The organism is Methylorubrum sp. B1-46 (genome assembly GCF_021117295.1).
Classification (GTDB): Bacteria; Pseudomonadota; Alphaproteobacteria; order Rhizobiales; family Beijerinckiaceae; genus Methylobacterium.
This window is the reverse complement of the sequence record NZ_CP088247.1, coordinates 180946-192857: the sequence shown is the minus strand read 5'-3', so window position 1 is coordinate 192857 and position 11912 is coordinate 180946. Positions and strand designations below refer to the sequence as shown.

At 67.2% G+C, this 11912-nt stretch carries 9 protein-coding genes and 3 pseudogenes; 7 read left to right on the top strand and 5 right to left on the bottom strand.

Features of this window, described 5'->3' with window-relative positions; all coding sequences use genetic code 11:
- Positions 1-447 precede the first annotated feature (447 nt).
- Together LPC10_RS00995 and LPC10_RS00990 are read left to right on the top strand one after the other, a co-directional pair.
- Positions 448-1933, top strand: a pseudogene (locus tag LPC10_RS00995) (SulP family inorganic anion transporter).
- A 39-nt stretch (positions 1934-1972) separates the two neighbouring features.
- Positions 1973-2191, top strand: a complete 219-nt coding sequence (locus LPC10_RS00990) for a hypothetical protein (protein ID WP_063988002.1) — start codon at positions 1973-1975, stop codon at positions 2189-2191.
- A gap of 122 nt (positions 2192-2313) precedes the next feature.
- Here the strand turns inward: LPC10_RS00990 and LPC10_RS00985 are convergent, their stop codons facing one another.
- From LPC10_RS00985 to LPC10_RS00975, 3 genes are all read right to left on the bottom strand, one after another.
- Positions 2314-2952 (bottom strand): hypothetical protein, encoded by a 639-nt coding sequence (locus tag LPC10_RS00985; protein ID WP_231345071.1) that lies wholly within the window; start codon positions 2950-2952, stop codon positions 2314-2316.
- Complete coding sequence (locus LPC10_RS00980; protein WP_063988000.1) at positions 2949-3449, bottom strand: hypothetical protein; 501 nt, start codon at positions 3447-3449, stop codon at positions 2949-2951. The genes LPC10_RS00985 and LPC10_RS00980 overlap by 4 nt, the downstream gene beginning before the upstream one ends.
- 62 nt (positions 3450-3511) lie before the next feature.
- Positions 3512-4246, bottom strand: a complete 735-nt coding sequence (locus LPC10_RS00975; protein ID WP_063987999.1) for a hypothetical protein — start codon at positions 4244-4246, stop codon at positions 3512-3514.
- 50 nt (positions 4247-4296) lie between these two features.
- On the opposite strand from LPC10_RS00975, the gene LPC10_RS00970 reads away from it, so the two are divergent.
- The gene (locus LPC10_RS00970; protein WP_231345070.1) at positions 4297-4623 is read left to right on the top strand and encodes a hypothetical protein; all 327 of its coding nucleotides are present in this window, start codon (positions 4297-4299) and stop codon (positions 4621-4623) included.
- Between the two features lie 23 nt (positions 4624-4646).
- On the opposite strand, the gene LPC10_RS00965 is transcribed toward LPC10_RS00970, so the two are convergent.
- Positions 4647-5156 (bottom strand): hypothetical protein, encoded by a 510-nt coding sequence (locus LPC10_RS00965; RefSeq protein WP_063987997.1) that lies wholly within the window; start codon positions 5154-5156, stop codon positions 4647-4649.
- Positions 5157-5162: 6 nt separating this feature from the next.
- Positions 5163-7271, bottom strand: coding sequence for a M48 family metalloprotease (locus LPC10_RS00960; protein WP_063988013.1), 2109 nt, complete (start codon positions 7269-7271; stop codon positions 5163-5165).
- A gap of 962 nt (positions 7272-8233) precedes the next feature.
- Here LPC10_RS00960 and LPC10_RS00955 point away from each other — a divergent pair.
- From LPC10_RS00955 to LPC10_RS00940, 4 genes and pseudogenes are all read left to right on the top strand, one after another.
- Positions 8234-8490: pseudogene (locus LPC10_RS00955) on the top strand (SDR family NAD(P)-dependent oxidoreductase); the annotation flags it as partial.
- 82 nt (positions 8491-8572) lie between these two features.
- Positions 8573-8827, top strand: coding sequence for a hypothetical protein (locus LPC10_RS00950; RefSeq protein ID WP_063987996.1), 255 nt, complete (start codon positions 8573-8575; stop codon positions 8825-8827).
- Between the two features lie 767 nt (positions 8828-9594).
- Positions 9595-10556 (top strand): IS630 family transposase gene (locus LPC10_RS00945; RefSeq protein ID WP_114416012.1). Its coding sequence is split into 2 segments (ribosomal slippage): positions 9595-9943 and positions 9943-10556, totalling 963 coding nucleotides; the frame shifts between segments, so codons are not numbered across the junction.
- 368 nt (positions 10557-10924) lie between these two features.
- Positions 10925-11873 (top strand): annotated as a pseudogene (locus LPC10_RS00940) (IS1595 family transposase).
- The last annotated feature ends 39 nt before the right edge of the window (positions 11874-11912 follow it).

The following is an 11912-nucleotide window of genomic DNA, read 5'->3' as shown; positions in this document are numbered from 1 at the left end:
CGCTCTAGAGCGCGAATCAACCGGGGTGAATCGTCTGGGGTGAGGCTGAGGCAGAGTGGACCGATCCAAACCCGTTCAACAATGGGAGCATTGCGCTCCGGCTTCATCCACAGAGTGGCTTACCTTTCATCGTCTATGGTCCCAGTCCAAACGGCGGGGACAGTCTATTCTTCAAATGGTCTGGGCAGCTCGTTCTGCAGCGGTGATGGCCGAAAAGCTAGGCTTTGCAGTGGTGCACACGTATGGTACACACAGTTACGCAACGGGTCGCTAAGCTGCTGATATTTCTCGAGTCGGTGGAGCGGGGTTGATCTTCCGGCCGCCGATCCGCCGGACAACGCAATTCACGGCTCTGTGTCACAGACCTCTACGGAGGCTGACCCGCCCTGTTGCGAGCCCCACGCGCTGAACACGACGCGCCTGGGACGAAGAAAGCCTTACCTACCTATGGATTTGGTTCACCTGCGGAGCGAATGGGCTCCGAACGTCACGCGTGAGCTGTTGGCGGGCACGGTCGTGGCCCTCGCCCTCATTCCCGAAGCCATCGCATTCTCCATCATTGCAGGCGTTGACCCGAAAGTCGGGCTCTACGCCTCGTTCTGTATCGCGGTCGTGACCGCGTTCGCCGGGGGCCGCCCAGCGATGATTTCGGCCCCCACTGGCGCGATGGCGCTCCTGATGGTCGGGCTCGTGAAGGATCACGGCGTCGGCTACCTGTTCGCCGCCACGATCCTGACCGGTATCCTGCAGATCGCGACCGGTGCGCTCCAGCTCGGCAACCTCATGCGCTTCGTTTCGCGCTCGGTCGTGACCGGGTTCGTCAACGCGCTGGCGATCCTGATCTTTCTGGCGCAGATGCCCAAGCTGATCGGGCAGGGGACCACGGTCTACCTGATGACAGCGGTTGGCCTGCTGATCATCTACGGTCTGCCGTACCTGACCAAGGCGGTGCCCCCGCCGCTGGTCACGATCATACTGTTCACGGCCGTCTCGATGTATCTCGGCCTTGGCATCCACAAAGTCGGCGATATGGGCACTCTGCCCAACGAGCTGCCCTGGGTGGCGCTGCCGCAGGTGCCGTTCACCTGGGAGACCCTCCAGATCATCCTGCCGGTCTCGCTGACGCTGACAATGGTCGGCCTGCTGGAAAGCCTGATGACGGCGGCCATCGTCGACGAGATGACCGACACCACCTCCAACAAGAACAGGGAGTGCGCGGGGCAGGGGGCCGCCAACATCGCCTCCGGCTTCCTCGGCGGCATGGCCGGCTGCGCGATGATCGGCCAGTCGGTGATCAACGTGTCATCGGGCGGTCGTGGACGGCTTTCCACGCTGTTCTCCGGCGTGTTCCTGCTGTTCCTGATCGTCGTGCTCGGCCCCTACGTGGCGCAGATCCCGATGGCGGCGCTGGTCGCAGTGATGATCATGGTCGCGATCAACACCTTCCAGTGGCGGTCGATCCGCTCCCTGATCACGCACCCGCGCTCGTCCAGCTTCGTGATGCTCGGGACCGTCGTGGTTGTCGTGGCGACCCACGACCTGGCCAAGGGGGTGCTGTTCGGCGTGATCCTCAGCGGGCTGCTTTTTTGCCCACAAGGTCACGAAGTTCTTCGGCATCGCCTCCTCGCGCGACGAGGCACGGGCCGTGCGCACCTACCGGGTGACAGGGCAGATCTTCTTCGCTACGGCGGAGGCGCTCCACTCCGCGTTCGACTTCCGTGAGGAGGACCTGCAAGGGGTGGTGATCGACCTGTCTGAGGCGCATTTCTGGGACATCTCCAGCATCAGCGCACTGGACCGGGTGGTGCTCAAGTTCCGTCACCACAACATCCCGGTCGAGGTGATCGGCATGAACGCGGCGACGGCCACGATGGTCGAACGCCTTGGCACCCATGATAAGCCTGGGGCTGCGCTCAGCGCCCCTGGCCACTGATCACCGAAATGGAGCCTGGGCGCGGTGAGGATCGCGCCCATGCCGCCTGTGCTGCATCCGCTGCTGATCTGGCTGACCGCCTACCTGGCGGCCAAGACGTTCTACGTCCTGCGCGGCCTTGGGAAGGCCTGGACCTCTCCTGAGCGGGGTGAGTGGACTGGCCTCATCCTGGTCGCCCTGTGCTGGCTGCCGATTAGCCTCGGCAATTTGGTTAGCCTGCACCGCACCTGCCCGGTCAGGCAGGCCGCCATCGCGTAGCCCTCCACATTTGCCCGCAACGCGGTTCGACCCGGTCCCGCAGCGGCGGAGGCGCACAGAATGATCGCGGCTAAGGCTGTCGGAAGACGTGGCTGCATCGGGATGAAAGCCGGCGCGGCATATTAGGGCCCCGCCGCAGCGAGGTCAGCCGCCGGCAACCAGCCCACGAACGGGGCTTTGCCGCCCTGGTAGAGCGCCCGCACCCAGCCTTCCCGGCGCTCCAGCACCGCGACCGGATCGTTCTCCACGAGGTAGGAACCGCGCCGCGGGGCGGGGCCGGGCTCGGGCCGGAAAATGGCACGTCGGGCCGTCACCAAGCCGACCCCCTGCCAGCTTTCGGGCTCCGACCCGGCCTCCGGCGCCCCCTTCAGCAGAGCATAGGGTTTACCCACCATGCTGCCCGTAGCCATTGGGCAACCGCCATGGTCCTCGGCCAGCGCCAGCTCGGCCCCCTCCGCTGTGAAGGTAAAGGCACCGGTGATGCGCTCAGTCTCGCCTGGATACCAAGTAGTGACCGCGGCGCGGGCGCCCGAGAGCGTGCCGCGCAGCAGGAAGATGCAGCTGAACGACGGCATGCCGTCGGCCCCGCCGCGGCTCTCGGCGAACACGCCGGCCACATGCCCATCCCGCACCACGACGGCCATGCTGCCGTAGCGGCCCGAGCGTGGTATCGGCTCCGCCACGGCTCCGCCGCAGAGGGCGAGAGCAAGCGCGAGGACGGACGCGGCAACGCCGCGCCCCGGCCGGCCGCGAACCTTCACAGGTTCTTCTCCAGCACCTTGACCACGGCATCGACCCGATCCTTGAAGTCGGCCACGTTCGCGTACGGTCGCCAGTTCACGTCGAGCACGCCGCCGTCGAATTTCAAGCCGTTAGGGTAGTTCGAGGCTGGGGCTGTCTTCTCGTCGAAGCGGATGCGGACCGACTTGAGCTTCTCCCGCAAGGCATCGCGGCCCATCTGGTCTTTGGTCACGTCCTTCAGCCCGGCGGCCAGCGGCTCGAAGATTGTCTTCTCGAAGTAATCTGGATCGGAATAGTACTTCGCGTCGCCCGGGATAGTGAGCTGGTCCCATGCCACCTCGACCAGCACGGGGAAGCCCGCCGCCTCCTGGACCGCCTTCTCCTGCGCCGGGTAGCGGCTCTCGCGGTAGGCCGCGATCGCCCGGCGCTCCGCGAGGCCGACTGTTGGATCGGCCCAGGCCGCAGGTGCGCAGAGCAGGAGCGCGGCGGCGGCGAGGGCGTGGCGGCGTGTGATCATGCGGCGGTTTCTCCTTGAGGATCGGCCCGCAGCGCGGGTCCGGGTTGAAGTCGGGCGCAGCGTCAGGGGGTCGGCAGGCATCGCACCGGACCGTCGGCCTCGACCATCAGGCTGCCGGTCCAGACGAGCCGCACGGGAAAGGAGACGATGCTCTGGGTGTCCTTGGGTGCCTTCCCGACCCGATAGGCTTCGGCGCAAGCCTTGGCCGGCCCGGGTAGGGCTGCGACCGGCGGCGGAAGCTTTTCCTCGCGCACGATCCGCGCCCAGCAGGCGGCGCCCTGCTGTGGAATCGAGCAGGCGCCCTGCACCCCGCGGCGGAAGCCGAGCCGCAGCACGCCGCCCTCGACCGCGAAACGGTCGATCCCGTCGTAAGTCGACGTGTCGGTGAACAGCCTGCGGCCGGTCGCGGCGTCGATCACCGCGAAGGGCATGGTGCCGTTGGTGCTCGCATCCTCGAACACGAGGAACCCGTCCGCGCGACCGAGGAAGCGCTGGCCGCCGGTCTCCAGCCTGCGGGCGCTCGGGCCGGGCACGGCGCGGCAGGCCACGGGTGGGCCGCCGCGGATCGGGATGAGCGCCGCATCCTCGGGAGCGGGGGTGTCGGTGTCGCTCTCGCGGATGACGAGATCGGGATAGACGGTGCAGGTGATTTGTCTGCCTTGCGCATCCGTCGCGGTCTCGATCGTCTTGGGTGGATCGAAGCGGGCGGCGCCCCAGCCCTCGGCCGCGGTGGGCGCGACCGAGACAGCGGCGAGGATCGCGCAGGCGGTCAGAGGCTTCGCGCGTCCCCGTCTCACGTCGGATCTCTGCTAAGCGGAGACACGATCTCCGAGGGAAGAGTGTGACGATGACCCGATCGTTGAGTTCCGCCGCGCTTCTCGCCGTGCTGAGCCTCGCGCAGCAGGCGGCCGCGCGCGCCGAGCCCGCGATGTCGCCCGCCGCCCGGAAGAGCCTGCCCGCCGACGTCGTGGCCTACGTCGATCGACGGACGGGCTGCAATCACTGGGGCGGCGAGGACGCCTACGACGCCGATCGCGGCCGGCAGATCGCCGCCGCCGTCGAGAAGCTCGGCTGCGACACGATCGATTCGGACGAGACGCGGTTGCGCCGGCGCTACGGCCGCGATCCGGCGGTGCTGAAGGCACTTGAGGCGGCCGAGCAGGCGGACGGCTGATCTGGGCGATCCGGGACGACGGCTCATCCGGCCGTACCGGGGGCGGCCCGCCGATTGCGCACAAGGGAGGCGAGCGCCCCGAGGATGGCCGCAGCGAGGGCCGCCATGATCACCCCGAGGGTGATCGTCCGGTTCCACAATCGGTCGAGGCCGAGATCGGTGGTGATGAGGTCCGGGCGCGCGGGATCGGCCATCGCACCCGCGCTAAAATCGCCGACATGCAGGCCGGCGAACACGTAGTTCACCCGGCGCGTCACCGTGCCGGCGGGCCGGCGCAGGCTCAGCGTCAGGTCGCAGATGTGGATGGCGATCTTCGAACTGCACTTGCCCTCGCTGATCCGGGCGTCGGCGACCGGCTGGGCCGTCCCGCGAACCTGCCAGTCGGAGATGACGGCCGGGGCCGTGTAGACGGCGCAGGCCGCCAGCATGGCGCCGAGCGCCAAGACACCGAACAGGACCCAGAAGGTGGCCATCCAGTGCTGGCCCTGGGGCGGCAGGCGTAGGGGCGCGGCGCGTTCCGACGGTGCAGTCATAGGGCCTCAGACGGATTGAGTTTCGGAGGTGGATCTGTGGGCGGCGCCCTCGCTCTCGGCGAGGAGACGCCGGGCCTGGGCCGCGTGCTGATAGCGGCCGATTAAGTCGGCGAAATCCTGCGGCTTCATCCCGCGCGGCAGGCCGGTCGCGAGCGTGACGATGCGGCGCTTCGCATCGAGCTTCGTACCGTGCCGGCCCGGCAGACGCTGCGGCCAAGCGGCCTCGGGCGGTAGGAGCAGGCGCGTGACCATGCCCGTCTGGTTCAGCGTCATGTCGAGATCGGCGATGTCGTCCCAGGGGATCGTCCGGTCGAGACCCGGCGCCTTCAGCCCCTCGGGGCTCAGGACCAGGATGACGGGCTCGCCCCGGCGCAGCACGAGGGCGCCGGCTCCGCCCAGGAGCGCGCCGAGGCCGATCGCCACTGCGAGGACGACGTTGTTGTCCTTCGGCGAGATCCCCGGCACGCCGAACAGGGCGATCGCCGCGGCGATGACGGCGAAGAGGCCGCCGCCCACCGCGAGCGCGATTCCGCGGGGGCGATAGTTCGCGCGCAGCACCCGGTCCTCGGTGCCGACCTCCGCCGCCGTCGCCTCCAGATGCGCGCGGAACGCCGCGTCCTGCGCCCGCAGCGCGCCGAGGAAGTCGCCGGTCGCCGCCCGGCTGAGCCCGACCGGGTCGGCGAAGTAGGCGGCGAGCTGCCCCAGGGCGTGGGGCGGCGGCACGGCGCCGGCCGCGGCCAGGAGGTCGGCATCGATCGCGCGCCCGAGGGCGGCGACGCGCTCGCGGGTGGGCGGGTGGGTGTCGGTCGGGTGGGCCTGCTCCTCCTGCCAATGCGCCGCCGGGTCGTCGAGCCCCTGCGCGATCGCGCGGTCGAGCGCGGCGGCCACGAGGTCGTTCGGTGCCGCGTCCGGCGCATCCGCCGCCGCCTGAAGCGTCTCGGCGATGCGCGGCCCGACCGCGCCGGTGCGCAGCAGCGCCCGCGCCGAGGCATCGACCGAGGTCACCCCCGCCCCCGCCGCGTCGGCGGCGAATTCGCGGGCTCGGCTCCAGTGGCGCACAGCGAGATGGAAGCGCTCCATCACGAAGACGCCGAGGCGCAGCGACGGCCCGAGCAGCCCGAGCGAGCCCTGGTGGCCCTCGGCCACCGCATCGAGGGAACGTCCGACACCGGCATAGATCGGCAGGAAGCGCTGGCTGTAGGTGGTGTCGCCGCCGGCGTAGTGAGCGAGTTCGTGGCCGACAATCGCCGCCACCTCATCGCCGCGCAACAGGGCGAGGTAGGGCAGCGGAAGGTAGAGGATCCGGCCAGTGGCCTGGGTGCCGCCGGGTTCCAGCACCGCCGGACCGGCGCTGACGAAGAAGCCCTCGGTGAGCCCGACCACCACCGCTTCTGGCTTCAGCGCTCCGAGCCGCGCGGCGAGTACCTCAACGAGGCGCCACAGGCCCGGCGCCTCGGCGGGCGTGACCGTCCGGCCAATGATGGGCAGCGGATCGGGTTCGAACGCCCCGAGTGCCCGGCGCAGGCCGAGCACGGTCGTGCCGGCGACGACGATGACGGCGCCGACCGCGACGACGGCGATCGCCAGGAGCTTCATCGCGCCGCCGTCGAAGCCCCCCTGGAGGAGGGCCGCCGCCTCGAAGGTCACGGCGGCGACGAAGCCTGCTGTCGCCGCGAGGATCTGGAGCGAGAGCGTCGCGGGGAGCAGCCGGCGCACCAGCGAGAAGCCAAGCACCAGGGCGTCGCGCGAGGCGCGACCGAGCCGGCCCAGGACGGCCCCGGCGAGCAGCACGAGGAGGGAGAGCCCTGCCGCCACGGCACCGCCCGCGACGACGACCGGCGGCAGCACGCGACGCCAATCCATGAGCGAGGCAAGGAGCCCGGCCTCGTCGCGGGCTTCACGCGCCTTGTCGACGGCGAGCGGCCCGGCGTAGTTCCGGCCCTCGTAGCGGAACTGCAGGTGGGGATCGAAGCGCTCGTCCCGCGGCGCCCGCGCCTCCATCTCCGTCACGAGACTGGCCAGCCGCTGCCGTTCGGCCTCGAACTGGGCATGATCATCGGCGCCGCGCTGCACCTCCCATAGGCCGAGCAGTAGGAGGACGATCGGTAGCAGCACGGTAGCCGTGACGAGGCTCGCGAGGCCTCGGAAGCGTGAGGGCGCGTGCGGGATCGTTGCCTCGGGAATGATCACCTCCTGAAGCCCTGGGAAATCGACGACAATGTGGTGCGTAAGCGGCTGAGCTGCCGAAGGATTACCTGGCACCTACGCAGACGAGGCAACAGTGGAGATCCCGCCTTGGAGGAGGAAAGATCGTGCGCAACCGAGATCGTCTTCAGCTAGGCAGCAGGATTTCTATCGTACCAAACGGCGACGTCAACCGAACACAGTCCTACGCGTGCTATCCGGCCAATACACACTTGCTAGGTGCGTTTTGCAGCCTCGCGGTCGATGAGTTGCAAGCTGCCCTCGGCCTGACGTCAGGCCAGAATGGGCGCACAGCCTCGAGCGACCGCATGCTGATGACGGGCAGGCTGCTCAAGATAGAAGGAAGGCGGTCGCTCGCAACGCGGTTGGGGGACATCGACGTCCATCACCTCACTATGAGCGCAGCAACGCGCCCCATATCGCGGATCTCCAGAAACGACGAAGGCCCCCGAAGTGGGGGCCTTCTGGCAGTTGCGGCAGTGAGGGTGGAACGGCCGATTATGGCGAACCCGGAGGGGCCATGGTCGTCGTGGTCGCTGGGACGGTGCAACGAGCGCGCGCGGCACAACCGATCAAAAACGGCAGTATGGTCGAAACGATCGCGAAATCAAGAATATAATCCTATTGTACGTCACGGAAGCCATGTAGCGACCACTGCTCCCCGATCGGTGCGAACTGGCAGGGGGCATGGCGGCCTCTCCCTGGCCGCACGGCGGGCGGGCAAGTCCACGTCGGATCCGCTCCGACGGTGCCTCGGCTCGGCTCCGCTCGCTCGCCAGGATCTCATGAGGTTCGCCCGCCCTCACCGCGAGGCCCGCCGAGCCGGCGTACGGCTTCTTCCCAACAGGCGAATGCCAGACGGAACCGACATCATGCATATCGATCTCACCGGCAGGAAAGCCATCGTGACCGGGTCCACCGCCGGCATCGGCCGCGCGACGGCCGAGGGGCTGGCGCGCGCCGGCGCGGCCGTCGTCGTCAACGGTCGCGGCAAATCCGGGACGCCGTTCCAGGCAGCGACGTATCCGGTGTCGCCACCGACCTCTCGACGATGGAAGGCGTGGAGGCGCTCGTCGCGCAGTCTCCCGACGCCGACATCCTCGTCAACAACGTCGGCACTCGTGAGCCTTGCGGCTGGCGTATGAAGCTCCTCGATTACAGCCGGCTAACGATGCTCGACATCCACGGAGAGTTTCCTAAGACGTCAGTCTATGACGCCCGTGAGCCGCTGCCTCCGCAAGGTCGATCATCTCTCCGCCGTGCCGGACAGCACCGTGGCGGAGCGCATCAACGCCGCCCTGGATGAACTGGAAGAGGCCTACCGCAAGCCCTGCGAGCGTATTGTGGCGCTGGAGATGATTCTGCACGAGGTCCGCCAGAACCGAAGGATCGGCGGCTCGCCATTCGCCCGCTATGTCCGCGTCAGTATCGAGCGCCGCCAAGTCAAACTGTCGCGTTGCGCCTGACGACGCAAAGGGACTGTTAGTGGGCTGCCTGACCCGCGGCCTCAGCCTTCCGGTCCTTTTTCTTCTTACGCAGCTTGCCCGCCTCCACCGGCTCGTCCTCGTCCACAGCTCGCTCCGTCAAGGCGAAGCTGTGCAGGTGATCATGGTTGCCGTCCTGACCCTCGGCCAACGCTTAGAATGCAGCCTGGACGACCTTCTTCTTGGTCGCCTCCGGGTGTCGCTCGCGCACGGCGGCGGGAAGCGTCTTAGGTTTCATGCCGCTGACGGCGACGCTACGTAGGGCATTCGCCAGCTCTTGGATTGAGGCCATGTCACACCTGTTGCCCCTTGCGCCACCTCAGCGGCACGAGGTTCTTCGACAGCCTAGTCTATCATGACATTCAAATGACAGTCTCTCCGCGTGGATTGTGGCTGGAGAGTCACGCCTCTGTGAGCCTGGATCGTCTATAGGAGCCGCAGTTCCTTCCCCGAGACCGGGAACCACCTTGGGGCGCGTCCATCGATATGGTTGCGCGCCCTCCCTCTTTCGGCAGGTGGCTTCGCATTCCGCATCAGGGCTTTATCGAAGGCTGCCCTGTCTAGCTAGCATCGGTCTCACGAGCGGCCCCCTTGAAGCCGCGCGCTGGGCTTCGGCAATCAGCCTCCAGCCGCCGAACGATGCGGTGGGCTAACTGTCAATCACCTATCGTCGATCATACCTAGAGCCGGTCCCGCGCCGCTTGAGACGGGTTAGCGGGTAGCGCGTTGGTGAGTAAAGGAGCTTGCTCATGCCTTCACCGCTGTCTGTGGACCTGCGCGAGCGTGTCGTGGCTGCCGTGATGGCGGGCGTCTCCTGCCATCGCGCCGCAGCCCGCTTCGGGGTCAGCTTGTCGAGTGCCAGCCGCTGGTCGGAGCGCTTCCGCCACGAGGGCCAACTCGCCTCCAAGCCGATGGGCGGCGATCACACCTCGAAGCGCATTGAGGCTCATGCCGCGCTGATCCTGGAGACCTCCGAGCAGGAGCCGCGTCTTTTCCTGCGCGAGCTTCGCGACCGGCTGGCTGAGCAGGGCGTCCAGACCAGCACGAGCGGCCTGTCGCGCTTCTTTGCCCGCCACGGGATCAGCTGGAAAAAGGGGCGACGTACGCAGCTGAGCAGGAGCGTGCGGACGTAAGAGCGGCCCGCGAGGCGTGGTTCGAGGCCCAGCCCGAACTCGATCCGGATCGGCTGGTGTTCTTGGACGAGACGGCGGCGGCCACCAACATGGCGCGCCGCTACGGCTGGGCACCACGCGGCGAGCGCTGCCGGCTTGCAGCCCCGTTGGGTCACTACAAAACCACCACCATCACCGCCGCCCTGCGCACCAGCGGGCTGTGCGCCACCGCGCTGCTGGACGGTCCCACGAACGGCAGGCGCTTTTGCAGCTACGTCACCGAGACCCTGATCCCGGTGCTGCAGCCGGGCGACATCGTCGTCATGGATAACCTGCCAGCCCACAAGGTCGCCGGCGTACAGGACGCGATCGAGGCCGCAGGAGCGCGGCTGCTCTACCTCCCGTCCTACAGTCCTGATTTCAACCCGATCGAGCAGGCCTTCGCGAAGCTGAAGACTCTGCTACGCAGCGCGGCAGCCCGCACGATCCCGGATCTCTGGGTGGCCATCCGCCAAGCCTTCACGCGCTTCACTCCGCAGGAGTGCCGCAACTACATCGCCGCGGCCGGCTACGAGAACGACTTGGCCGTCGCTACCTGACCGGGAACAGCTCTAGCAGCACAACGCCGCTCTCCGGACCGAGGTGCGCGGTCTGCGCGAGCAGCTGGCCCGCTATCGCCACGTCGAGGACGTCATGATCTCTAGGCGTGCAACTACTTGGCCGCCGTAGCGCTCGTTTTCTAATGACGAGGAATGAACCCGAATGAGTCCCCTACCGTGGTTCACGCGGATGGCGGTCGATCCGATCGGCGGTGGCCCCTCTTAACCGCGGAGCGGCGAGCGTCCGGCAACCGCTTGTCGGGTATGTCCGGCCGCGAATTGCCGGCCTCTGGTCCAAAGCGAAGGCGATTATGTAGCTTGCAAACCCGACGGTCTCGCGGTACGGCTTGAGCGTCGGAGCCCGAGCTGTGTCCGTTCTCAGCCAGCCCCAGTTTCATTGCGAGGAAGCCGCGTTCGACTGGCTTGAGAAGACGCTGTGGCCGCAGGGTCCGGTGTGCCCGCACTGCGGCGGCATGGGCCGGATCGGCAAGATCAAGGCGAATAAGGAAGCCCGCGTTCGCATGGGCCTCCACAAGTGCGGCGACTGCAAGAAGCAGTTCACGGTCAAGGTTGGCACCGTGTTCGAGCATGCCCGCGTGCCGCTGCATAAGATGCTGCAAGCCGTGCATCTGATGTGCTCTTCTAAGAAGGGCATCAGCGCGCACCAGCTGCACCGCGTCCTAGTGGTTCAGTACAAGACCGCGTGGTTCCTGGCCCACCGCATCCGTGAGGCGCTGCGCGAAGGCGCTCTGGCCCCGTTCGGTGGCGTTGGCGGCATTCCCGGCGCTGGCGGCATCGTGGAAGCCGATGAGACCTTCATTGTTCGCGAGCCCGGCAAGCCGAAGAAGCGTGCCTTTCATCACAGGATGAAGGTCGTCCTCGTCGTGGACGAACTCAAGCCCGAGACGATCCACCCGATCATCGAAGAGAACATCGTCAAGGAAGCGACGCTGCACACTGACGAGTCCGCCATCTACGCGAAAATCGGCACCACGTTCGTGGACCATCAGAACGTTCGTGGACCATCAGATGACGACGCATTCCGCCAAGGAGTACGTGCGCGGCATCGTCCACACGAACACCGTCGAGGGCTACTTCTCCGTCTTCAAGCGCGGCATGAAGGCCGTCTATCAGCACTGCGGTAAGCAGCACCTGCACCGCTATCTCGCTGAGTTCGACTTTCGGTATAACAACTGGGTGAAGCTTGGTGTGTGTGATGTGGAGCGGGCAACGCGGGCCTTGAGCGGCGGCGTGGGTAAGCGCCTGACGTATCAACGGCCTGGTGCGCCGCAAGCGATGAGCCGGGTGTCGAGCTAGGCTCGACACCCCACCTATAGCGTGTCGAGCCTAGCTCGA

Coding starts and splice junctions, on each gene's coding strand:
- LPC10_RS00990 (WP_063988002.1), top strand. CDS start 1,973: ATGCCGCCTGTGCTGCATCCGCTGCTGATCTGGCTGACCGCCTACCTG.
- LPC10_RS00980 (WP_063988000.1), bottom strand. CDS start 3,449: ATGATCACACGCCGCCACGCCCTCGCCGCCGCCGCGCTCCTGCTCTGC.
- LPC10_RS00970 (WP_231345070.1), top strand. CDS start 4,297: ATGACCCGATCGTTGAGTTCCGCCGCGCTTCTCGCCGTGCTGAGCCTC.
- LPC10_RS00965 (WP_063987997.1), bottom strand. CDS start 5,156: ATGACTGCACCGTCGGAACGCGCCGCGCCCCTACGCCTGCCGCCCCAG.
- LPC10_RS00950 (WP_063987996.1), top strand. CDS start 8,573: ATGACGCCCGTGAGCCGCTGCCTCCGCAAGGTCGATCATCTCTCCGCC.